This is a genomic window from Vibrio sp. 10N.222.54.E6 (assembly GCF_041473955.1).
GTDB lineage: Bacteria > Pseudomonadota > Gammaproteobacteria > Enterobacterales > Vibrionaceae > Vibrio > Vibrio tasmaniensis_A.
Genome location: NZ_JBFRTD010000014.1, coordinates 220,269 through 243,411, shown reverse-complemented (window position 1 = coordinate 243,411; position 23,143 = coordinate 220,269). Strand labels below are relative to the sequence as shown.

20 protein-coding genes are annotated in these 23,143 nt (G+C 44.2%); 4 read left to right on the top strand and 16 right to left on the bottom strand.

Annotated features, from left to right (window positions below; all coding sequences use genetic code 11):
• Nucleotides 1-93 precede the first annotated feature (93 nt).
• A complete protein-coding gene (locus AB4513_RS10365) occupies nucleotides 94-1,239 on the top strand; it encodes a Na/Pi symporter (RefSeq protein ID WP_017102996.1) in 1,146 nt (381 codons plus the stop codon).
• Nucleotides 1,240-1,545: 306 nt separating this feature from the next.
• Here AB4513_RS10365 and AB4513_RS10360 read toward each other — a convergent pair whose 3' ends face one another.
• The 7 genes from AB4513_RS10360 to rppH all read right to left on the bottom strand — a co-directional run bounded on the left by AB4513_RS10360 (nucleotide 1,546) and on the right by rppH (nucleotide 9,086).
• A complete protein-coding gene (locus tag AB4513_RS10360) occupies nucleotides 1,546-2,022 on the bottom strand; it encodes a hypothetical protein (protein ID WP_009848440.1) in 477 nt (158 codons plus the stop codon).
• 217 nt (nucleotides 2,023-2,239) lie between these two features.
• Complete coding sequence (locus tag AB4513_RS10355) at nucleotides 2,240-3,631, bottom strand: winged helix-turn-helix domain-containing protein (RefSeq protein WP_009848439.1); 1,392 nt, start codon at nucleotides 3,629-3,631, stop codon at nucleotides 2,240-2,242.
• Between the two features lie 144 nt (nucleotides 3,632-3,775).
• Nucleotides 3,776-4,627 carry a thymidylate synthase gene (locus tag AB4513_RS10350; RefSeq protein ID WP_009848438.1) on the bottom strand — a complete coding sequence of 284 codons (852 nt, stop codon included), beginning with the start codon at nucleotides 4,625-4,627 and terminating at the stop codon, nucleotides 3,776-3,778.
• Nucleotides 4,628-4,636: 9 nt separating this feature from the next.
• Entirely contained in the window at nucleotides 4,637-5,458 is an 822-nt protein-coding gene (gene lgt / locus AB4513_RS10345) for a prolipoprotein diacylglyceryl transferase (RefSeq protein ID WP_004735021.1), read from the bottom strand.
• A gap of 57 nt (nucleotides 5,459-5,515) precedes the next feature.
• A complete protein-coding gene (locus AB4513_RS10340) occupies nucleotides 5,516-6,307 on the bottom strand; it encodes a sulfite exporter TauE/SafE family protein (RefSeq protein WP_017098342.1) in 792 nt (263 codons plus the stop codon).
• A gap of 8 nt (nucleotides 6,308-6,315) precedes the next feature.
• Complete coding sequence (gene ptsP, locus AB4513_RS10335; protein ID WP_009848436.1) at nucleotides 6,316-8,565, bottom strand: phosphoenolpyruvate--protein phosphotransferase; 2,250 nt, start codon at nucleotides 8,563-8,565, stop codon at nucleotides 6,316-6,318.
• A 2-nt stretch (nucleotides 8,566-8,567) separates the two neighbouring features.
• Nucleotides 8,568-9,086: an RNA pyrophosphohydrolase gene (rppH, locus tag AB4513_RS10330; protein ID WP_009848435.1), complete on the bottom strand. Its 519-nt coding sequence runs from the start codon at nucleotides 9,084-9,086 to the stop codon at nucleotides 8,568-8,570.
• A 615-nt stretch (nucleotides 9,087-9,701) separates the two neighbouring features.
• On the opposite strand from rppH, the gene mutH reads away from it, so the two are divergent.
• A complete protein-coding gene (gene mutH / locus AB4513_RS10325; protein ID WP_086017877.1) occupies nucleotides 9,702-10,367 on the top strand; it encodes a DNA mismatch repair endonuclease MutH in 666 nt (221 codons plus the stop codon).
• A gap of 115 nt (nucleotides 10,368-10,482) precedes the next feature.
• Here mutH and AB4513_RS10320 read toward each other — a convergent pair whose 3' ends face one another.
• The 8 genes from AB4513_RS10320 to xerD form a co-directional block, all read right to left on the bottom strand.
• Nucleotides 10,483-10,794 (bottom strand): DUF6482 family protein, encoded by a 312-nt coding sequence (locus AB4513_RS10320; protein WP_009848433.1) that lies wholly within the window; start codon nucleotides 10,792-10,794, stop codon nucleotides 10,483-10,485.
• Between the two features lie 194 nt (nucleotides 10,795-10,988).
• On the bottom strand, nucleotides 10,989-11,240 hold the full coding sequence (locus AB4513_RS10315) for a hypothetical protein (RefSeq protein ID WP_004735015.1): 252 nt from the start codon (nucleotides 11,238-11,240) through the stop codon (nucleotides 10,989-10,991).
• 572 nt (nucleotides 11,241-11,812) lie between these two features.
• Nucleotides 11,813-13,147 (bottom strand): cyclic-di-GMP-binding transcriptional regulator VpsR, encoded by a 1,335-nt coding sequence (vpsR, locus tag AB4513_RS10310; protein WP_009848431.1) that lies wholly within the window; start codon nucleotides 13,145-13,147, stop codon nucleotides 11,813-11,815.
• A gap of 277 nt (nucleotides 13,148-13,424) precedes the next feature.
• On the bottom strand, nucleotides 13,425-14,957 hold the full coding sequence (gene lysS, locus AB4513_RS10305) for a lysine--tRNA ligase (protein ID WP_012603264.1): 1,533 nt from the start codon (nucleotides 14,955-14,957) through the stop codon (nucleotides 13,425-13,427).
• A 98-nt stretch (nucleotides 14,958-15,055) separates the two neighbouring features.
• Nucleotides 15,056-16,154 (bottom strand): peptide chain release factor 2 gene (prfB, locus tag AB4513_RS10300; RefSeq protein WP_100208942.1). Its coding sequence is split into 2 segments (ribosomal slippage): nucleotides 15,056-16,078 and nucleotides 16,080-16,154, totalling 1,098 coding nucleotides; the frame shifts between segments, so codons are not numbered across the junction.
• Between the two features lie 251 nt (nucleotides 16,155-16,405).
• Nucleotides 16,406-18,142, bottom strand: a complete 1,737-nt coding sequence (gene recJ / locus AB4513_RS10295) for a single-stranded-DNA-specific exonuclease RecJ (protein WP_102257731.1) — start codon at nucleotides 18,140-18,142, stop codon at nucleotides 16,406-16,408.
• 79 nt (nucleotides 18,143-18,221) lie between these two features.
• Nucleotides 18,222-19,001, bottom strand: a complete 780-nt coding sequence (locus AB4513_RS10290; protein WP_009848427.1) for a thioredoxin fold domain-containing protein — start codon at nucleotides 18,999-19,001, stop codon at nucleotides 18,222-18,224.
• A 26-nt stretch (nucleotides 19,002-19,027) separates the two neighbouring features.
• Nucleotides 19,028-19,942 carry a site-specific tyrosine recombinase XerD gene (xerD, locus tag AB4513_RS10285; RefSeq protein ID WP_041472738.1) on the bottom strand — a complete coding sequence of 305 codons (915 nt, stop codon included), beginning with the start codon at nucleotides 19,940-19,942 and terminating at the stop codon, nucleotides 19,028-19,030.
• Nucleotides 19,943-20,092: 150 nt separating this feature from the next.
• On the opposite strand from xerD, the gene fldB reads away from it, so the two are divergent.
• On the top strand, nucleotides 20,093-20,614 hold the full coding sequence (gene fldB / locus AB4513_RS10280) for a flavodoxin FldB (RefSeq protein WP_102257732.1): 522 nt from the start codon (nucleotides 20,093-20,095) through the stop codon (nucleotides 20,612-20,614).
• A gap of 170 nt (nucleotides 20,615-20,784) precedes the next feature.
• On the opposite strand, the gene brnQ is transcribed toward fldB, so the two are convergent.
• A complete protein-coding gene (brnQ, locus tag AB4513_RS10275; RefSeq protein ID WP_032555323.1) occupies nucleotides 20,785-22,098 on the bottom strand; it encodes a branched-chain amino acid transport system II carrier protein in 1,314 nt (437 codons plus the stop codon).
• 314 nt (nucleotides 22,099-22,412) lie between these two features.
• Between brnQ and AB4513_RS10270 the strand changes: the two genes are divergently transcribed.
• Nucleotides 22,413-23,141, top strand: coding sequence for a tRNA1(Val) (adenine(37)-N6)-methyltransferase (locus tag AB4513_RS10270; RefSeq protein ID WP_009848423.1), 729 nt, complete (start codon nucleotides 22,413-22,415; stop codon nucleotides 23,139-23,141).
• Nucleotides 23,142-23,143 lie beyond the last annotated feature (2 nt).

Here is a 23,143-nt window from a genome sequence, read left to right as displayed (position 1 = left end):
GTAATATTACTGAAATATTTGTTCTCTAACATCACGCTCAGATTAAACAAACAGACCAAACACAGACTAAAACGGTCCAATGGAGAAAACATTATGAACCAAGCTACTACTGCAGCAGCGCCTATCTCGAGCACAACTCGTTGGCTACGCTGGGCTAACTTGGCATTCATGCTTTACCTACTATTACTTTCAGTTTCAATGGTTGGTACAGGCTTCAAATGGGCAACAGGCGAGCAAGCAAAAGTTCTTTTCGAATTTGCTTCACATCCAGTTGCAGGCTTAATGATTGGTTTAGTGGCAACAGCCCTTATTCAATCATCAAGTACAGTTACTTCAATTATCGTTGGCCTTGTGGCAGGTGGTTTACCTGTTGAGCTAGCAATCCCTATGATCATGGGTGCAAACATTGGTACTACAGTAACCAATACGCTAGTTAGCCTTGGTCATGTTCGTTGTAAAGATGAGTTCAAACGTGCATTCGCAAGTGCGACGATTCACGATTTCTTTAACCTATTAGCCGTTGCTATCTTCCTACCACTAGAGATGGCGTTTGGTATTCTAGAGAAAATTTCTCACTGGTTAGTATCACCGATGCTAGCAACAGGTGATATGAGCATGGGTGGTCTTAACTTCATCAAGCCAATCACTAAGCCTGTTGTAAGTGCGATTAAAGAGCCACTATCAACGTTTGGCGACACTGTTGGTGGGGTTATGCTTATCGTTCTAGGTATCGCGACTATCTTCGTAGCTATCACGGTAATGGGTAAGCTAATGAAGAGCCTAATGGTTGGCCGTGCTCGTGAGATTCTAAAGAACGCAATCGGTCGTGGTCCTATCCACGGTATCGCTTCTGGCTCTATCGTGACTATCCTTGTTCAGTCTTCTTCAACGACAACAAGCTTGATGGTTCCACTAGTTGGTTCAGGTGTTCTTAAAGTACGTGACGTTTACCCATTCACTTTAGGTGCAAACATCGGTACGTGTATTACCGCGCTATTAGCAGCGACAGCAGTATCTGGTGAGTTCGCAGTATTCGCACTACAGATTGCTCTAGTACACTTGGTGTTCAACATCATGGCAACGGTATTCATCTTTGGTATTCCGTTCCTACGTGAACTGCCAGTGAAAGCAGCTGATATCATTTCAGACATGGCAGTGAAAAACAAAGCTGTAGTAGCTGGTTATCTTGTTGCGGTATTCCTTGTACTGCCTGGTAGCGTGTTAGCACTGACAGCTTAATAGCAAAACAAACATCGCTTATAGCAAAGCCCGCAACCTCCTAGGTTGCGGGCTTTTTCTTTTCTGAAAGGCAGATGTGGGAAACAAAAAGAAGATTGGAGTAGCGAGTGACAAGTTGAAAGCAGATACAGGATGGATGCGAGTGAGCGAGTAACGAAAAGCCCGTTTTACTCGCATCTATATATCCCCGTCATTCCCTACAGCGAGGAACGAGCGTGATAGGGAATGACGGGGGTTTTTGATCTTAGTATCCCGAATCTCTTCTACTTGTATCTAACTCCCCTTATCTCGCATCTAAAGAAACGCTTACTTACCTTGCTCATTACGCAGATACATAATGGCAACCATGCCAAAGCCGATAAGTTGCCATAGATACTGCCCATCGCTTGCACCTGTGATGGTTTGAGTGAAAGCCATACAAGCCGTCACAAACAGAGAAGCAAAGGCAGCATAGAGTAACCACGGACGCTCCTTGCCAGACATGAACTCACCTGCTAGTACTGAACGAAGAACCAATAAAAATGGCACACATTGCAAAGCAATCAGAATAGGGAACATAAAATCGAACGTAGGGCTCAGTAAAGCATGACCGATTTGGCTCTTATCCCAAGTACCTACAATATAGCCTTTCCAGCCAGCCCAAGTATCACCTGAATAAGCGGTATCTGGCGTAATAAAGCCAAGCACAACGCCCATCACTTTATCGACAAAGCCATTTTTGAACCAAAAGACGAATAAGAAGATCTGAATTGGAATGATCTGAAAAGCAAACTTCTTCAACATGTGTGTACCCCAAATAATTAATGATTTGGTGACCAGTATGTGGAAGTCGATGTTTTTACGCTTGATGCAAGGCAATCGAGCCTGACTCCAAACAATAATCAAACATGTTGAGAAGCCTGTCGGCACAAGAAAACCTTGCAGAAGAGCCGTTACTATTAGCGGTAACTCAACGTCTTCACTTCAAAGAGAATTATGTGGTTTAGGAAAGGTTTGTTTTTTATAAAGATTCAATAAGATCAAACAGTTGGCCATTATACTCTTTTTTCACTTCGGTATAGCGCTGATAGTTGTATTGCGAACCTTCTGGGTTATCCGACAGCTTGTCAGCCACACTAAGTAGATAAAAACTGATAGGGCTCGGTGTACTTTCGGCCGCATAAAAAAGGTAAGGGAAAGCTTGATTGGCATGTTGGTTGATTAACAGTGCAAGACCCAAGGTAAGGTTGGCAATATCACAACGTGGGTTCATCTCAAAGGCTTGCTTTGCCAGTTGCAGTGCATGTTCGCGATCTTCTTGCTCATGACTTTGCAAATAAGCCAAAGATTCCGAATACGACAATAAGGCATTGACCAAATAATTGTCTCTTCCTTGCTGTTGAATCGTATCCAACTGAAGTGCGATCTCTGCAAATGGCTGTCCACCTTTGCCTTGGTAGAAAAGCGATATTCCCTCTGAAATAACCTTCCAATCATCGTAGTTATCAATAGAAGTCACTCGATGACTGACGACACCGTATTCTGAACTCATTGGGGCAATAATGGCTTTGATCTCAAGAATCACATCCCCAATGGCATCAAAGAAGTTATCTTGGCTAAAGCTCTTTTCCACTTTCTGGCTTTGATTGGGCTGGCGGTTGTTTTGTATCAGCACGCTCAGTATATAATTACTGCCCTTTTGCTTGAGCCAACCTTTGAGTTCGACACCATTATTGGCAAGTGATTGCTTGCCCTGTTTCGAGAGCTGAGAGAAGTGGTAACCCGATAAATTTCTCGCTGAGTTCAGCCCGTAGAATAGGTAGTTGTACACGCTTTCCGACATCTCATAATCGTCCGCAGAATCGAGTGTTATGTCATGGATATAAACGGGAATCACATCACTTTGAGGCGCAGAAATAACAGCTGTGTCATTGGTTGGGATATCGCTTTGCCATGCCCAAGTTGCTATTAAGCCAATAGAGAATACTGCGGTTGTAATCAGGGCGATGGTTTTATTTTTAGGCTTAGAAACAACTTTGATTTCAGGTGGGGGAATTTCTACTACGGGAGTAGTCTCAACGCTAGGCTGAATTATCTCAATATCGAACAGATAACCTTGCTTAGGAATGGTCTGAATGATGCGATACGGACGTACTTTATCCTGAAGCTGACTGCGCAGTAAACTGATGACCTGTCTGACCAAGTTGTCAGACACTTGAGTTCGTTGCCAGACATCAGCAGCTATCTGCTGCGTACTAACCACTTGCCCGCGCTTGTCGATGAAATAGCTGAGCAGCCTTGCTTGTAGTGGCTCTAAATGAATCTCTTCACTATCAATCACCAACTGGTTTTTATCAGGGTAGAAAGAAATAGGAAAGTCGTGTTGCAATACAAAGCAATGCGAGCGAGTCATAGTAGTTCTGTGGTTAGAAAAGACCACTCAAGATTATTGGTTTTACGAATAGTAAGCAAGCCAAGCATCAGAAATAAAAAAGGCTGCGCAGAGGCAGCCTTTCGATCAATCAGTCAGTCAGTCAGTCAAACAAAGCAGATTAGATTAAACCGAGAATGGGTACTTAATCGCTTCGTGGCATTCGTAGCCTTCAACCCAGAAGTCATCCATCGTCACCCACGTTTCCAAATCTTCTAAAGACTTAATCTCAGGATTGATATGGAATGTTGGCCCCGCTAAAGGCTCACGCTTCAACTGGATATCACGCATAGGTGCGAGTTGATCTTCGTAGATATGAGCATTAACCAGCTTGTGGTAAGCCACACCCGCTTTCTTACCAGTAATTTGCGCCATGATTGCTAGGAACACATACACTTGAACCATGTTGAAGTTCAGGCCTAATGGAACATCACAAGAGCGCTGAGTACTGTTTAGGTACAAAGTGTCACCAAGTAGAGAGAAGTGGTGGCTGTACATACACGGACGTAAACAACCCATGTGGAACTCACCTGGGTTATAGAAGTTTAAGATCTCGCCGCGGTCATCAATGCCGTTCGTTAGATCATCAACAATCTTCTTCAGTTGGTCGATATGACCGCCATCAGGTTTTGCCCATGCACGTCCTTGAACGCCATAAACACGGCCCATGTCGTCTTCACCCTTGCGGTAAGGGTTATTTAGCCATGCTTCATTCAGGTTAGAATTCGCATCCCAAGTTTTAGTCCCTAGCTTACGAAAATCTTCAGCATTGTCGTAACCACGGATATAGCCAAGCAGCTCAGCAACTGCGGCTTTCCAAAAACTTTTACGTGTTGTTACCAGTGGGAATTGGTTATTACCTACATCATATTCAAGGTCAGCATTGATTACGGTTAGGCAGCGCTTGCCTGTGCGTTCATTTTCAATCCAAGTACCGTCATTAACGATACGCTGACAGAGATCTAAATACTGTTTCACACCAATTCCTTACTTCGTTTGTTGTGGTAATTCATCTTTGTAGTGACCACGCTTGTATGCCCAAACCATCATCAGCACACCGATGATAACCATTGGCAGTGACAAAATTTGTCCCATAGAGATAAATCCACCGAACAAACCTAGCTGAGCATCAGGTTCACGTACGTATTCAACTAGGAAGCGGAATGTACCATATCCTGCTAGGAATAACCCTGATACAGAACCAAGAGGGCGAGGCTTTTTGATGAACCAGTTCAAGATGAAGAACAGTACAATACCTTCAAGCGCCATTTCATAAAGCTGAGATGGGTGACGAGGAAGTGGACCACCGTTAGGGAATACAATCGCCCATGGCACATCAGTCACACGACCCCATAGCTCACTGTTCATGAAGTTGCCCATGCGGCCCATACCTAAACCAAATGGAACCAATGGTGCAATCATGTCAGCGACACCAAAAAAGGTTCGACCGTTCTTTTTGGCATACCAAAGCATCGCGGTGATCACACCAAGTAAACCACCGTGGAAAGACATACCGCCAGTCCATACCTTAAATAGGTAGAGTGGATCATCAATGAAAAGGCCAAAGTTGTAGAAAAGTACGTAGCCAATACGACCACCAAGCACCACACCTAGAAAGCCAGCAAACAGTAGGTCTGATACTTGCTCTCGAGTCCAACCACTACCGGGTTGATCAGCTCGGCGATTTGCTAACCAAAGAGCAAACATAAAACCGACAAGGTACATTAGGCCGTACCAACGAACTGAGATTGGTCCTAGTTCAATAAGAACAGGATCGATATTTGGGAATTCGATAAAACCCTGAGACATACTTGGCTCTCTATCTAAATTGATTAACGGTTAGCTCAATAGCTAACAGAAAAGACACTACAGCAGCATTGTCGCTGCTATAAACATTAAAAATACCGCAAAGAATTTCTTCAGAACAGAGGTTGGTAATTGAGTGGCCAGTTTCGCACCCACTCGAGTGGTCAACACTGAGGTACAAGATATCGCAATCAAAGCCGGCAGATAAACATAACCTAAGCTATACGCAGGAAGATCATCGACAGAAGATCCATGCCAAATGAAACCTAGCATTCCCGAAATCGCGATAACACAACCGCATACCGAAGATGAGCCGACGGCTTTACGCATTTCCACACCGTGATGGTTGAGGAAAGGTACCGACAAAGACCCACCGCCAATGCCCGCTAAACTTGATACCAAACCAATACCGCCACCACACAGCACGGTTTTAGCTGAACCCGGCATCGACTTTTGGCTCTTAGAGCGAATCGACAACAGCATTTGCAACGCCAATACCAAGACAATCACACCAAAGACTTTTGGTAAGTATTGAGCTGGAATCACATCGGCCACGAAAGAACCTAGGAAGCCACCTATCACGACACCTGGTATCAACCATTTAACGACAAAAATCTCTACATTACCCAATTTTAAATGGTTAATCGCAGACGATCCCGACGTAACGATGATGGTTGATAACGAGGTAGCCAATGCCATTTGCATCGCAAACTCTTGAGGGATACCCGCTTTAGGAAGCAAAAAGAGTAAGGCAGGAACCACCAGCAAACCACCACCAATGCCCAGCAAGCCAGCTAAAACACCAACAATAGCACCAAGGCCTGCTAGCAAGCCTATCAGTTCATATGACACGTTAAATCCTATTTTTTACCCGCTCGAATGAAGCCTGTAAATTCACGCTCTTCGAAATAGTTGAGCATCATACTATAGATGTCACTTCCATACGGTTTTGATAGCGCCTCATTTGCCAAATCTTGCAGTTCACTAAGCTTAGATTGACGAATCAAATACTTAGTCCTTGCGACATTTGAGGTGTTCATACTTAACGTCTCATACCCTAACCCAATCAAGAGCAATGCACCCATTGGATCACCCGCGAGCTCTCCACATATACACACCGGCAATTGATATTGCTTACAAGTATCATGGATGTGTTTCAATGCCATGATCACTGCAGGGTGCATGGATTCATAGACATCAGAGACACGGGAATTGTTCCGGTCAACCGCCAATAAATATTGAGTTAAGTCATTGGTGCCCACCGAAACGAAATCAACTTTATCCGCAATAAGCGGAAGAAGGTAAAGCATGGATGGCACTTCAATCATGATACCGATACGCGGCATGCGAACTCGACTGTCGAGTTCATGCACTTCATCGTAGGCTTGCTCGATGAGTTGAACAGTATCATCCAGTTCTTGAGTGCTAGAGATCATCGGCAACAAGATACTCAAGTTCTGGCTATCACAACTCGCACGTAACATGGCACGTAACTGAATAATAAAGATGTCAGGATGATCGAGCGTAAAACGAATACCACGCCAACCAAGGAATGGATTGTCTTCTTCTATTGGGAAGTAAGGTAACGCCTTATCTCCACCAATATCCAAGGTTCGCATCACCACTTGCTTCTCGGGGTAACTCGCAAGCACAGAACGATACTGCTTGAATTGTTCGTCCTCTGACGGAAACCTTTGCTGCAACAAGAAAGAAATTTCGGTTCGATACAGACCAACCCCATCAACCCCTTGGTTAATGGCGATATTAGTGTCTGCACTCAAACCCGCATTAAGCAGAATCTCGACTTGCTTGTCGTCTTTCGTTTTTGCCGGTAAGTACAGTTCTCGATTGACCATAGAGGAGAGCTCACTCTCTTCTAGAATCAGCCCCCGATACTCTTTGAGCAGGTTTTTAGTCGGCTCAATAAAAATCTCACCGCTATACCCGTCAACAATCGCTTGCTTACCATTAGCTTGCGAAAGATTAAGGTTAACTCCCATAACAGAAGGAATACCCAAAGCTCGAGATAAAATCGCTGCGTGCGAGTTCGCCGCCCCTTCCAAGGAAATAACCGCTAATAGTTTTTCTTTAGGAATAGACGCTAATACAGAGGCCGTTAACTCACGAACCACCAAAATAATCGGTTTATCTAACGTGCGAAGTTCATGTTCAGAATTGTGGAGGAAATAGAGCAGTCTTTGACCAAGCTCTCGGACGTCTTGCGCTCTCTCCCGAAGGTACACATCTGACATACGAGCAAAACGGTTAGAGTAACTCTCAACAACCTGTCTCAATGCCCAATCGGCTTTGTCGCCTTTCTGAATTTGACTCTTGAGATCCTTACGTAACATGGGATCGTTGAGTAAGTGAGTAAACAGATCAAAGATCGCCAACGCGTCTTTATTGATTTCACTATCTAAACGCTTTCGCATTCGCTTAAAATCATTGAGAGCATTTTCGACAGCGACTGCCAACAGCTCATGCTCCCTTTCAACATTGAGCGTCGAAGCAGGGTAAACATCGGTGAGTTCAGGCTGAGTGTTGTCCCACCATAAGTCACCAATCGCCACACCCGATGAAGCTGCAATACCTTTGGTCGCAGGTAGCTTCTGTTGCTCTAACAGCCAATGGCCTTGAGTTTGGGCATGCGCCACAATAACCGCAAGTTGTGCTGAGAGTGTAACAAGGAAGGATTCTTCCATCTCACTGAATAAACGGGGGGACTTCTGTTGAATGACCAATACGCCAAGCACTTGCTTGCGATAGATAATCGGAGTGCCGAGAAAAGAGTGATAAACCTTTTCTCCAAGCTCGGGAAAAAACTTATAAGCAGGGTGAGCAGACGCCTGTGCAAGGTTAATAGGTTCAGCACTTCTTTTAACAAGGCCAACCAAACCTTCGTCAAAACCAATGTGAATACTATTGCCTTTGAAGATCAGGCCTTGAGTTGCCATCAACTCAAGACGCTGCATATCATTATTTGCCAAATACACGGTGCAACATTCCGTCTGCATCGCGCTGCATGTCTCTTTAACCAAAATATCAAGAGCCGTCGACACATCTTCAACTCTTGATACGTGTTCAACTATTTCCCTTAGTTGGCTGAGCATGCTTAACCTCTACGCAATTTGCGCTTTCCTTTTGTTTTTCGCTCTTTAAACGGCATTGCTAAAGATGCGAATTCTTTCATCGCTCGACGGTAAACATCTCGCTTGAAAGATACAACTTGTCGAACTGGGTACCAGTAACTCACCCAACGCCAACCATCAAACTCAGGTGTGCTTCCACGCTGCATATTGATATGCGATTCATCGCAATCTAAGCGTAAAAGAAACCACTTCTGTTTTTGTCCAATACAGACAGGTTTAGAATCCCACCGAACCAGTCGTTTGGGCAGCTTATAGCGTAACCAATGACGACTTGTCGCGACGATCTTTACATCCTTTTTAGTAAGGCCAACCTCTTCATATAACTCGCGGTACATTGCCTGTTCCGGAGTTTCACCTTCATCTATTCCCCCTTGAGGGAATTGCCATGAATGTTGCCCGTATCGTTTAGCCCAGAAGACCTGACCATGGTTGTTACAGATTACAATACCAACATTTAATCGGTAACCATCGCCATCTATCACTGGCCAACCTCTATCTAAATTTTTAATTACACTGATTTTTCCACATATCCCCAATCGGAGCAAACTTAGTGACGTGACAAGCGCTATATTTATGAATAATAACTACGAATATGGATAAGTTTTGCTCAAATCTTAGTTACCCACACAAGAGTGAGACATAGACCACATTTATTCACCTTTTCTGTGAATAACTATGTGAAGAATTACCCGCAATCGTTTTTTTTAATCCATAGATTTATCAGGACCAAAAACAAAAAACCACCCACCGACAAAAAAACAATTAATAATCAATAAATTGAAACAAACCCATCAATTTTAAAAACATGAGAAAATAAAAAGATCTTTTAAAAACCACCCATGGTTAAAGATCAACCACTCCGATGTTTATCCACACTAGTAAGTGAAAGATTCATTTCAAACCCTATTTAGCAAGCATTTTATCCCCTGCAAACCCCTGTTTATTTATCCACTAAATTAATATTTCAATTAATTACCTTCATGTCCTGTGGATAACCATGAGTTTGATCCCTTTTCTAGCAAGGCGATCATTTCTTAACCAGTCGTCATATGGTGATAACTTCTGGTAAAATCATTTTTTTGATCATGCCTTTTATTATGAAACCAGAACCACAAACACAACAAGAGCTGTTAGACAGAGCATATGCTATTGCAGGAATGACCTTCAAAGAGCTCGCCGATGAAGCCAATATGGTTGTACCAAACGACCTAAAGCGAGATAAAGGCTGGGTTGGACAACTATTGGAATGGCACTTGGGTGCGCCAGCTGGCAGTAAACCAGAACAAGATTTTGCCAAGCTCGGGATCGAGCTAAAAAGTATCCCGATTGGTTATTCAGGGAAGCCACTCGAAACCACCTTTGTTTGTGTCGCGCCATTGATGGGCGTGCAAGGCATAACGTGGGAAACCAGTCACGTTCGAAACAAGCTGTCTAAAGTGTTGTGGATCCCGGTAGAGGGAGAAAGAGAGATCCCACTGGCAGAAAGGCATGTAGGATCCCCTTTATTGTGGACACCAACCCAAGCGGAAGACGAGATCTTAAAAAGGGATTGGGAAGAGCTCATGGAGCTGATCGTGTTAGGTAATGTTGAACAGATAACAGCAAGACACGGCGAAGCACTGCATTTGCGACCAAAAGCCGCCAACAGTCGAGTGTTAACAGAAGCTTACGGTGCAAGTGGAAAACCAATAAAGACCAAACCTCGTGGTTTCTATCTACGAACTCAATTCACCCACAGATTGCTGACAACCCATTACGCATAGAAAGCCATTACGCATAGAGGTTTTATCTAGCATAGATAGGCTAAAAGATCAGTACGTTATAAACCGTCTCAATTTAGAAGTAATTTCTCACTACAACGCTCGTTAAGAATACTCTCTAATGAGGTTTGAGCGCCAGTTCAATATCGCAGTAGCTTTGGTTGGGTTCATTACCAAACTCATCATACGCGTTGTGCAAGCGAAGGTAGGCCTTTTCAAAGCCGAGCCGGAGTAATTCCTCTTTCACTTGATCCAAGGATCCAAAGTGAAGCGGCTCGCCGTCTTGCTTTACCGGTTCTAGCTTGTGTTTGTACTCCACCGCCAGCAAATATTCAGAGATATCAGAGCAACCAATAACGTACACTTTCGGTGTCTGATAAGAGTCTTTGTGCTCTCCATGTAACCACATGTCTAATTGATGCTTCTGCATAGTCAGCCTCCCTTGCTCTGTAAAGCTTAGCCGAACTATTTACCTTTACTAGATAACGACTTAAAAAAGCAAAAAAAGAGAAGCAAGAGCTTCTCTTTTTTTGGCCAGTTCTAGTTCAAAAATTTGCATTTTCGACGCCATAACTATCGCTGATGTTTATCTTGTGGGGTGAAAGGCGCTATCACCCCACAAGATTACGTCGGTATTCGCGCGCTTAAGACTCGACGAAGATGACGAACTCGGCGCTCAATCGTGACAACTTCAGGCTCAGAAAAACCAATTGGTCGACCATCGGCTTCAAGGCCAATATCTCTCAATAAATGGGTGTTGTTCCATGGTAGATCATATGAACTACGACGAACTTTTCGTTGCCATTCACGCTCTTCACGACGAAGGTCTGCACGGATAAGAACTGTTGCTAGTTTTAAATATACTGAGTGACGCATAATAACTCTCCAGTTGTGGAATAAACTGAGGAAAAATAGCGTTCTAGATAGTATGAGGGCTTCTCACTTAGCTGCTATTTTTCCGCAGCCAAATAAGGGTACGGATCTATTAGTTAGGTTTATCTTGGGTGTTTCGATCGGCCATGGCTGATGTGTGTGACATATCAGTCACCATGTCAGTACACGGATCAAACGACGCGCAAATATGCTGTATAAAATCGAAATGTTTCATTTGCGCCTCCAAGCTAACTAAAAAATCCAAAAAGAAATGGGGTCGTAAAAGCAGACAAGTCTTTGTTAAATCGTTGCTTTCACGGTTAAAGTCTAACCAAGTGAGTATATTATTCAACCGATAATTGGTTAACATTTTTAAAACAATGCATTCGCCTGAAATATCAGTTGCATATTCATTTACATATAACATATTCACTATGATTATATAAAATCACAGCATATCTATCTTAGGGCTCTCTCTATAGAACAGCGGACTATCCTTCAGAAACAAAAAAGCCACGTATGATACGTGGCCCTTGAATTTTCACTCACCGGATAGAGTCAATGAATAGAACGTTCTAAACAACGCCCTCAGATATAAGACCATGTTTATTGAGTAAGCGGTACATAGTTGCGCGTGAAACTCCAAGCTCCTTAGCGGCCAAAGACACTTGACCACCATAAGATTCCAACACAATGAGTAAAGCATCTCGCTCTGAACGTTCACGTATACTTTTCAGACTGCGGCGTTCATCATTCTGTTTTGGTAAATCCAGTTGATGATCCTCAATGATGACAGCATCAGACATCAACACAACACGCTTAATCTGATTCATCAATTCACGAACGTTGCCAGGCCAATGGTAGCGACTCATCGAGCGGATAGCATCGTCTGAGAAGCTCTTCGCTTGCGCATTAAACTCTTTTGAGTACTCACGCAGAAAATGATTCGCTAGCACTGAAATATCACTCACACGTTCTTTTAAGCTAGGAACATGAATACGCAGAACATTGATGTAATGATAAAGCTCTTCATTGAAGTCGCCCTCGATCAATGCCTTTTCAATATCAGAAGAGTTAGCAGCCAAAATGCGAACATCAACCGACTTAGCTCCCTTCGTGGTTTCAATTTTCCCTTCTTGTAAAAAGCGTAAAAGGTTCAATTGTTGATTACGAGGCATCGCTAGGACATCGTTGAGTAAGAGGGTTCCGCCATCGGCTTCTTCCAACATACAAGGCGCTGCCGTTGCTGGGGCTGAAATACCAAACATCTCAGTCTCTATCCTCATTTCAGATAGAGCACGGCAATTCACAGTTAAAAATGGTTTCTGAGCTCGCGATGAATTTTGATGAATGGAACGTGCAATTGTCTCTTTTCCTGTCCCACTCTCACCGTAAATCAAAATACTGACATCTGTGGGGCCAATTCGCTTGACTTGGTCTCTCAAGCGTTTCACCGCCACAGAATCACCGAGTAGGCCCATATTGTTGTTAATACCGTAGTTTGGCCATACTTTCTGCTCAAGTTTGAGCATACCCAGTTGATGACCAATGGTACTCAATAGCTGAGCATCAGGGATTGGTGCCGTGAAAAAGTCGATACAGAAGTTAACGATAAATTGGCAGATTGTATCTGAGCTCAATTGCGATTCACGGATAAAAGCAAGCCATCGAACTTGCTTGTTGTTGCTCACGAGGTTAGCGATACCATTAAGGCTAAACTCATCATGACTAAGATCCACAATGCCAATGCAGGGGCCAATATCAGTAATTAAGGCATCGGCTTTTCGTAAATCTGCACACTGGGTACATTGCCAACCCACTTGTTCTAACACTGATAACCAGGGTTCGTACGCACCACCAACGACGATAAGAGAACCTGGTAAGGAATCCATCTTAAATTGAGTTCCCATCCTTCTTCCTTATTCTGTTTTTATTTTTTTCAATCAGGCTAACACGAGTTAAACGAATCATACGGGTACAACGTTGCCGCAAGATCGTATTCAGATCCGATACGTATAGTAATGAGACTATCTTAGATTTTTTGTCTCAATGGTAAGACTATGTCATAAATAATCATTTTTCGAATCAAGAGTGCGGTACGAGCTAGGTTTTGACGCTAAAAACCGAAAAAGCCACCCGAAGGTGGCTTTTAAATTACACGGGCAGTAAACACCCCATAAGCGAAAATTACGCTTGTGGGCGCATTGCCGGGAACAAGATCACGTCACGGATTGTGTGGGTGTTAGTAAATAGCATCGCTAGACGATCGATACCAATACCTTGACCCGCTGTTGGCGGTAGGCCGTGCTCTAGTGCAGTAATGTAGTCCGCATCGTAGTACATAGCTTCGTCATCACCCGCGTCTTTTGCGTTAACTTGTGCTTTGAAACGCTCGTCTTGGTCTTGTGCATCGTTAAGCTCAGAGAAACCGTTCGCTACTTCACGGCCACCGATGAAGAACTCAAAGCGGTCTGTGAAGAATGGGTTGCTGTCGCTACGACGAGCCAGTGGAGAGATGTCCGCTGGGTAACCCGTGATGAACGTTGGTTGAATTAGCTGAGGCTCAGCCGTTTCACCAAAGATCTCTTCAAGAAGCTGACCACATGTCCAAAACTTCTCAACGTAAAGACCCACTTCTTCTGCAATTTTAACCATCAATTCTCTGTTCTGAAGATCGTCTTCAGTCAGAGCTTGAATGTTTGCATTTTCAGGTGTGTAGTGTTTGATTGCATCGAACATGCTCATGCGAGCGTAAGTGCCACCGAACTCAACTGTTTCGTCACCGTAAGGCATAGAAGTAGAACCAAGAACGTCCATCGCCGCTGTGCTTAGCATCTCTTCCGTTAGATCCATTAGATCTTTGTAGTCAGAGTACGCTTGGTAGAATTCCATCATTGTGAATTCTGGGTTGTGACGTGGAGAAAGACCTTCGTTACGGAAGTTACGGTTGATCTCGAATACACGGTCAAAACCACCAACTACTAGACGCTTAAGGTAAAGCTCAGGTGCAACACGTAGGTACATGTCGATGTCTAGTGCGTTGTGATGAGTGATGAATGGACGTGCTGTTGCACCGCCTGGGATCACGTGCATCATTGGCGTTTCAACTTCTAGGTAGCCTTTTGAGCTCATGAAGTTACGGATTGAAGACACAAGCTTAGAACGCACGATGAATGTGTTACGAGAGTCTTCGTTCACGATTAGATCAACGTAACGCTGACGGTAGCGCATCTCTTGGTCAGTTAGGCCGTGGAACTTCTCTGGTAGAGGACGAAGTGCTTTGGTTAGCAACTCAAACTCTTCCATGTTCACGTAAAGGTCACCTTTACCAGACTTGTGAAGCGCACCTTTAACACCGATGATGTCACCGATATCTAGGCCTTGGTACTTCTCTTTCAGCACTTTTTGAACGTCTTTCGCTGCGTACGCTTGGATACGACCAGAAGTTTCTTGAATCGCTAGAAATGGACCACGCTTCGCCATAATACGACCTGCGATCGCAACGATGTGGTTAAGCTCTTCTAGCTCTTCCTTAGTCTTCTCACCGAATTCCGCTTGAAGGTCGCCAGCTAGGTGCTCACGACGGAAGTCATTTGGGTGACCGTTCGCTTTGCAGTTTTGGCGGATATGATCCAGCTTGCTACGGCGCTCAGCGATTAGTTTGTTCTCTTCAGGTGAAGAAGCTTCTTGTGTATTTTCGTTTTGAACAGCATCAGTCATTTGAGATGTACCCTGCTTTTATAATTTGGACAGCTATATTTTTGAAAATATAGGCATTTTTACCAATATTATTGGTAAAGCTTAATAGTTGATAAAGCTTACAGACCTGATTTCAGGCTAGCTTCAATAAACTTGTCTAAGTCACCGTCAAGAACCGCTTGAGTATTACGGTTTTCGATGCCGGTGCGTAAATCTTTGATACGTGAATCATCCAGCACGTAAGAGCGGATCTGACTGCCCCAACCGATGTCTGATTTCGTTTCTTCGCTCGCTTGTTTTTCAGCATTTTGCTTTTGAATCTCAAGTTCAAAAAGCTTAGCACGTAGCTGCTTCATCGCTTGATCTTTGTTCTTATGCTGCGAACGGTCATTCTGACACTGAACCACGGTGTTAGTTGGAACGTGAGTAATACGTACCGCCGATTCCGTGGTGTTTACGTGCTGACCACCAGCGCCAGAGGCACGGTATACGTCAATACGTAGGTCAGAAGGATTAATGTCGATCGTAATGTTGTCATCAATCTCAGGATAGATAAACGCAGAAGCAAATGAAGTATGACGACGACCACTTGAATCAAATGGTGACTTACGAACTAGACGGTGAACACCAGTCTCTGTGCGTAACCAACCGTAAGCGTACTCACCAGAGATACGTACCGTTGCGCCTTTAAGGCCAGCAACATCGCCATCAGACACTTCGATAACTTCAGTCTTGAAGCCTTTCGAATCTGCCCAACGCAAGTACATACGCAACATCATTGAAGTCCAGTCTTGAGCTTCTGTACCGCCCGAACCTGACTGTAAATCGATGTAGCAATCTGATGCGTCGTGATCACCAGAGAACATACGACGGAATTCCAGCTTCTCTAACTTAGCTTCAAGCTCGGCCAGTTCTGGCTCAATTTCATCGAACGTTTCTTGATCTTCTTCTTCAACCGCAAGCTCTAATAGGCCATCAACATCCTCAACACCTTGGTCAAGTTGGTCGATCGTTTCTACTACTGCTTCCAATGCTGAACGCTCTTTTCCTAGCGCTTGAGCACGCTCAGGTTCGTTCCATACATCCGGTTGTTCTAATTCTGCGTTTACTTCTTCTAGACGCTCTTTCTTTGCGTCATAGTCAAAGATACCCCCTCAGGATATTTGTGCGCTCAGACACATCCTGCAGACGGTTTTTTATAGGATTGATTTCAAACATTTTAGCTCATCATTTATGAGTAGAATTTAACCGGAGAATTGTACTCAAAAGTGTGACGGAGATACAGAATTTTTTAGAGTGGTGCACCAAGATTCAATAACTTAATCGGATATAAAATTGACGGGCAGAAAAAACACGCAAAATCTGTAAGGAAAGGAAGGGAAACAAGCCCTGTTTTTGAACAGAGCTTGTTGGATTTGGCACTAAATGATGAACCTCATTCAGTGAACGATAACGCTATTTGGCTTCAACTATTTCGCTTCGATATGATCAATCATCAACTGCAACGATTGATTGCCACGAAACTCGTTAATATCAAGCTTAAACGCAAGATGTACCGTTTTCACTGAGGCATCAGGCCAGCGACGTAGGTCAACATTAAAGGCAATACCATCAATCATCACATTGGTCGGGTGGCCTTTATACAATGGCTCAAGCATTAACTTTAAGTGCTTTTCACCCACTAATTTTTGATGCAGAACTTTAAACTCACCATCAAAGATGGGCTCAGGGAAAGCTTGTCCCCACGGACCACCTGAACGCAACGTCTCAGCGGTGTGCATTGAGAACTCTTCAGGTAACAGCTCACCATCAGACAAGATAATACCCTTCAGCGCCGTCTCACCGAGTTCTTTACGCACAACGTCATCAAACATCTTGCTGAATCGCTCGAAGTCTTTTTCCATAATGGTTAAGCCGGCTGCCATTGCGTGACCACCAAACTTCAAGATCAGGCCAGGGTTTTGAGTGTCGATTCTGTCTAGCGCATCGCGCATGTGCAAACCTGGAATCGAACGACATGAACCCTTAATGCTACCTTCACCACCATCAGCAAATGCGATCACTGGGCGGTGATATTTGTCTTTGATACGCGAAGCTAGAATACCAATTACGCCTTGATGCCAATCACGTTGAAACAGAGCCAAACCAGAAGGCAAATCGTCTTTACCAAATTCAAGGCGCTCACAAAAAGCCATCGCTTCTTGTTTCATGCCCTCTTCGATCTCTTTACGTGTTTGGTTCAAGCCATCTAACTCGCTGGCCATTCGACGCGCGGCATGGATGTTATTACTCATTAGCAGCTCAACACCAAAAGACATATCATCCAATCGGCCAGCCGCATTGATACGTGGACCAAGCGCAAAACCAAAATCGGAGGCAACTAAACGCTTAGCATCTCGCTTAGCAATTTCAATCAAGGCTTGAATACCCGGACGCGCTTTGCCTGCACGAATGCGTTGTAGCCCTTGGTGTACCAAGATTCGGTTGTTTTCATCAAGTGGTACCACATCCGCAACAGTACCCAGTGCCACTAGATCAATCAGTTCCATCAACTTGGGTTCTGTCATGCCGTGTTGAGAAAACCAGCCCAACTTACGCATATGAACACACAATGCCATCATCAGGTAAAAGGCGACACCCACACCGGCTAGCGCTTTTGAAGGAAATGCGCAGCTTTCTAGGTTGGGATTGACCATTGCATCTGCAATCGGTAATTCAGAACCAGGCAAGTGATGATCAGTAACCAGTACATCAAGGCCTTTCTCTTTAGCAAAGCGAACACCGTCAATTGAAGATACACCGTTGTCGACTGTCATGATCACTTCAGCACCAAGTTCGATCGCCTGTTCGACAACCTCGGGGCTCAAGCCATAACCATCTTCAAAACGATTGGGGACCAGATAATCAACATTAGAGCTGCCCAACATTCGCAGAGCAAGCACAGACAACGCGGAGCTTGTCGCGCCATCGGCATCAAAGTCACCAACAATGATGATGCGCTTTTGCTGCTGAATGACTTTGAACAACAATTCAACCGCAGCATCAATACCGCCCAGTTTTTGATAAGAGTGCAAACCTTTCGCAGCTGTCTCTAGCTGGTCAGCACTGTCGATTCCGCGACTCACATAAATGCGCTTTAACAAGTCAGGTAAGTGAGCAGGTAAGACTGAAGTGTCGACCTCAGGACGGCGTTGGATCTCTATCATATAAAAATGGGCCTGATATCAATCAGGCCACTCCTTAAATCAAAAACAGGGGGGAATAATAGGTAATAAAAAATGAAGATTACTGCTCTAAACGCTGAATAAGTTGCGCTGGAGGTAAGTAACCACTCACCAACTCACCACTTGCTAGCACGATAGCCGGAGTGCCATTGATGCCAAGCTCACGACCGAGTTGGTATTGTTTAGCAATGATCTGCTTTTGCTCTGCTAGGTCTTTACCAGACGCTGGCATTTGACGATTGACTTTAGCATCATGCATAGCTGTTTTTGGATCATCAGACGCCCAGATTGCCGCCATTTGATCGGCAACTTGCCCTGTCGCACCTTGACGTGGGTAAGCCATGTAACGAACGGTGATACCCAGATCGTTGTAGCCTTGCATTTGACTGTGCAGACGAACACAGTAGCCACAAGTAATGTCAGTAAATACCGTCACAACGTACTTTTCGTTATCTGCTTTGTATTCGATAACCGTATCCGACATCGCTGCTACTTTTTCAGCATTCAGTGGAGCCTGACGCTCAGCCAAAACATCACTGAACTTACCGTTTTCATCCAAAGAGTAAAGTGTACCAGCTAGAAAATGATCGCCCTCTGGAGAAGAAAAGATAATACCGCTGTTGGTTTGAACTTCTAAAAGACCATCGATATCCGAAGGAACAATCTTATCGACCTTAATACCGATTTTTTCAAAACGCTTAGTTAACGCAGCTGTATCAATAGCTTGAGCTGGAGCAGCTTCTACGGCTGTTGATGTTGTTTCTACTTTCGCCTCTGATGCATTACATGCAGTAATCATGAGAGGAAGCGCTAGTAGAGGAAGACGGCGTAATACGCTCATTAGGTTCACCTTAAAAATAAATGGATTTAAGCACGTGGGTGATGCTGAGCGTGAATTTGCTTCAGCCTTTCAGTCGCCACATGAGTATAAATTTGGGTGGTCGATAAGTCACTATGTCCAAGCAACATCTGTACGACCCTGAGATCGGCGCCATAGTTCAGTAAATGAGTGGCAAAAGCATGTCTCAATACGTGTGGAGACAATAATTCCGTGTCGATACCAGCAATGACCGAATAATGCTTGATACGATACCAGAACGTTTGACGAGTCATTTGCTTAGCGCGTTTACTCGGAAAAACCACATCCGAGCTGTTATCACCGAGCAGTTGTGGCCGACCTTGTTCAATAAAAGTCTCTATCCAATCGACGGCGTTTTCGCCCATTGGCACCAAGCGCTCTTTACCGCCCTTACCAATAACACGCACCACGCCTTGTCTTAGGCTGATGTTTTCCATCGTCAAACTGACGAGTTCCGTAACACGAAGTCCAGTTGCATAGAGTAACTCAAGCATCGCTTTATCGCGAAGCTCGATTGGATCGTTTGGATCTGGCGCTTCAAGCAGCGAATCCACTTGTTCTTCACTCAAATCTTTTGGCAAGCGCTTCGGCAGTTTGGGACTGATCAACAATGCACTAGGGTCGTCGGCTCTTACTTTCTCGCGGTGTAGATATTGAAACAAGCGACGAATAGCCGACAACATACGAGCGCGAGAAGTCTGCTTAAAGTCAGCATCGGCTAACCAACCTTGATAATCCTGTAGTCCTGAAAGACTAATAAAATCGAGGCGGTAATTGTTCTTTTCCATCCACGTTAGAAGCTTAGACAGGTCGGTACGGTACGAGACAAGCGTATTCTCCGATAATCCTCGCTCCATCCACATAGCATCTAAAAACTGTTCTACTAGACCGTGGTCTGCGCTCTGCCCTTGAGGCGACTGCATAGTGTTACTCACAATATTGGAAACTGTTTTGAGAGTATGCCAGAGCAAATATGAATGCCATAAAAATTACGACTTGAGCGGATAATCGCTGCAATCGAAGTCGATTTATGGTTAGAATTCGCCATCTGAAATTAAAATTGAACGTTTGCTATGAAAATTGGATTATTTTACGGCTCAACCACCTGCTACACAGAAATGGCAGCAGAGAAAATTCGCGGCATTATTGGTGAAGACCTAGTTGATATCCATAACGTGAAAGAAACCCCTCTTTCATTGATGGCGGACTACGATCTTTTACTGCTCGGTATCTCAACTTGGGACTTCGGTGAAATCCAAGAAGATTGGAATGAACTGTGGGAAGACATTGCAACCACGCCAATGAAAGGCAAGGTTGTAGCGCTGTTTGGTTTAGGTGACCAAGAAGGCTACGGCGAGTGGTTCTTAGATGCGATGGGTCTATTACATGATGAGCTGAAAATCGCTGGCACTGAGTTTGTCGGTTTCTGGCCAAACGATGACAGCTACGAGTTCGAAGCGTCTAAAGCTCTCACTGAAGACCAATCTCAATTCGTTGGTTTGGCGCTTGATGAAGATTCACAATACGAACTGAGCGACGACCGTATCGCTAGCTGGGTTGAACAAGTACTGGTTGAGTACAGCGAAAAGCTATAACCAAACAGAAGTACACTCAGCTAAGTAACTCAGTAGCGAAGTAGCGAAGTAGCGAAGTAGCGAAGTAGCAGAATATTAAAAGATCACAGAATACAAAAAGGCCTCATTACTGCGAAGTAATGAGGCCTTTTCTATTTCATGTCGAAGGACAATGTCATCTCAACGGAAGATTAAACAGTCTCTTCAGCCATCTCTTGCTCTGTTGATTTACCAACGAAGAACATACAGATGATTGCGGCAGTTGTTGGAAGCAACCAACCCATACCGATTTCGAACAACGGCAGCATGTTCATTGCAGATACATCTATACCTGCAACTTTAGCACCATCGATAAGAGCAAACAGTAGAGACACTAATACCACTACGCGGTAAGCCGCTTTTGGATTAGGAAAGCGGCTGCGCAAGAATGTCAGTGCGACCAATGCGATTGCTACTGGATAAAGTGCAAACAGAACTGGAACAGACAGAGAAATTAACTGAGAAAGGCCAACGTTCGCTACGGTTGCACAAGCTACACCGTTGATGATTACCCAGGTCTTGTAAGACAGAGGTGTTAGCGAGCTGAAGTAATCAGAACATGCTGATACAAGGCCAATCGCCGTCGTTAGACAAGCCAATAGTACGATCACAGAAAGCACGAGTTGACCTGAAGGGCCAAACAAAGATTGGACGTATAGGCTTAAGATAGCGCCGCCATTATCTGCACCTGCTGCAACTGTTGCGCTTGTTGCGCCCAGGAAGAACAGAGAGATGTAAACAAATGCTAGACCCGCAGCGGCAATACAGCCCGCACTGATTAGGTACTTAGTTGTTGCTGCGCGGTCAGTCACGCCTTTACTGCGAATTGCGTCAACAATCAGCATGCCAAACATCAAAGCAGCAAAAGTATCCATGGTGTTGTAGCCTTCAAGGAAACCTTTGGTCAGTGGCTGAGTGATGTACTCACCGTGAGCCGCAAGGACATCACCTTGTGGGTTAATGAACACAGCAACTGCCAGTACAACCAAACCAACGAATAGTGCAGGCGTAAGTACCTTGCCAATAACGTCAATAAGCTTACCTTGTGACCATGAGAAGAACATCGCTACCACAAAAAATGCAATCGAAAAGAGAGTTAGATGAACTTGAGTCGCATCAATGAAGAACGGCTTCACCGCCATCTCATATGCAACAAGGCCAGTACGCGGTGCAGCAAATGCAGGACCGATAATGATAAAGATCAGCACAGCCATGATGGTTGCAGCTTTCTTAGGAAGATCTTTAGTTAAGTGACCCCAAGAGCCACCAGCCACTGCAACCGCGACGATAGTGATTAACGGCAGACCAACGGCAGTCAGCAGAAAACCAGACATCGCTGGAAGAAAGTGATCACCAGCTAATTGGCCAGCTAGAGGTGGGAAGATGATGTTACCCGCACCTAAGAAAAACGCAAAAAGCATAAAGCCCAATGCCATTATATCTGTTAGTTTTAGACTCTGTTTCACAGATAATCCTTAATTATATTTATGAGTTTATGTTGTGCTTACATGAATGTTACAGCGAGAAGCTGCCAATCAATCTTTAAAATAGTCGCGCATAATGACGAAACACTCGGCTAGCTGCAAGTCACCATAAAAAAACACCATATAAATTTGCATATATAAACAAAAAGTAGTGAATTAAACTAAATATATGCAGATTAACATAATTATCAACCGATCATTGTTAGCAACAATAGATAAGCAATTAGAATATTAATTTACACAAATAGTTAACATTAGAGCTAATCACTTAAAATATCTCGATAATCAGAATATTCATGAAAGACAAAACGACAAATACTAAAAGCTTCAATTTTAAGAGGTTCTCTATTTACGGAGGACAGAGCGGCATGCCTGTTAGCACCGATGGAGTACTGCTCGGATCATGGATTAACCTTGCCCCTGAATCATTAGTACTCGATATAGGGACAGGAACAGGTCTGTTGGCCTTGATGGCTGCGCAGCGTTTTGAGGATGCTTCAATCTCTGCGATCGATATTGATCAGCACGCCATTGATGCTGCCACAGTCAATATTGAGCAGTCGCCTTGGCAAGATCGTATCTCCCTTCATCACGACAGCGTGTTAACCACGGATTTCTCGCAACAATTTGATGCCATAATTTGTAATCCGCCCTACTTCAACTCTGGTGAACAGGCACAGCAAAGTCAAAGAGCCACCGCTAGACACACCGACAGCTTGGATCACCTTCAACTTGCCCAGTGTTGTTTCGAGATAACAACTGATGCCGCCACCGCCAGTTTTATACTGCCGACGCCCGAAGGAGAAGGCTTCATCAAACTTGCCGAGCAATGTGGTTGGTACCTAGCAAAGCGCCTTGATGTGAAAACAACCGACAAAAAACCGCCAAGCAGAATCCTGTTTGAACTATCTAAAGATCCTGTTAGCGAGCAAGATTTGCAGCGTGAATCGCTTACGATCCATCACGATGGCGGTTATAGCGAGGCATTTATTGCCCTTACTAAAGATTTTTATCTCAAGATGTAGCA

Bases quoted from the DNA above. Each gene is read 5' to 3' on its own strand.
- recJ (WP_102257731.1), bottom strand. From the start codon at position 18,142: ATGATAGAGATCCAACGCCGTCCTGAGGTCGACACTTCAGTCTTACCT.
- vpsR (WP_009848431.1), bottom strand. From the start codon at position 13,147: ATGGGAACTCAATTTAAGATGGATTCCTTACCAGGTTCTCTTATCGTC.
- mutH (WP_086017877.1), top strand. From the start codon at position 9,702: ATGAAACCAGAACCACAAACACAACAAGAGCTGTTAGACAGAGCATAT.
- ptsP (WP_009848436.1), bottom strand. From the start codon at position 8,565: ATGCTCAGCCAACTAAGGGAAATAGTTGAACACGTATCAAGAGTTGAA.
- lgt (WP_004735021.1), bottom strand. From the start codon at position 5,458: ATGTCTCAGGGTTTTATCGAATTCCCAAATATCGATCCTGTTCTTATT.
- lysS (WP_012603264.1), bottom strand. From the start codon at position 14,957: ATGACTGATGCTGTTCAAAACGAAAATACACAAGAAGCTTCTTCACCT.
- AB4513_RS10315 (WP_004735015.1), bottom strand. From the start codon at position 11,240: ATGCGTCACTCAGTATATTTAAAACTAGCAACAGTTCTTATCCGTGCA.
- AB4513_RS10365 (WP_017102996.1), top strand. From the start codon at position 94: ATGAACCAAGCTACTACTGCAGCAGCGCCTATCTCGAGCACAACTCGT.
- AB4513_RS10360 (WP_009848440.1), bottom strand. From the start codon at position 2,022: ATGTTGAAGAAGTTTGCTTTTCAGATCATTCCAATTCAGATCTTCTTA.
- AB4513_RS10290 (WP_009848427.1), bottom strand. From the start codon at position 19,001: ATGAGCGTATTACGCCGTCTTCCTCTACTAGCGCTTCCTCTCATGATT.
- AB4513_RS10355 (WP_009848439.1), bottom strand. From the start codon at position 3,631: ATGACTCGCTCGCATTGCTTTGTATTGCAACACGACTTTCCTATTTCT.
- fldB (WP_102257732.1), top strand. From the start codon at position 20,093: ATGAAAATTGGATTATTTTACGGCTCAACCACCTGCTACACAGAAATG.
- AB4513_RS10320 (WP_009848433.1), bottom strand. From the start codon at position 10,794: ATGCAGAAGCATCAATTAGACATGTGGTTACATGGAGAGCACAAAGAC.
- xerD (WP_041472738.1), bottom strand. From the start codon at position 19,942: ATGCAGTCGCCTCAAGGGCAGAGCGCAGACCACGGTCTAGTAGAACAG.
- AB4513_RS10270 (WP_009848423.1), top strand. From the start codon at position 22,413: ATGAAAGACAAAACGACAAATACTAAAAGCTTCAATTTTAAGAGGTTC.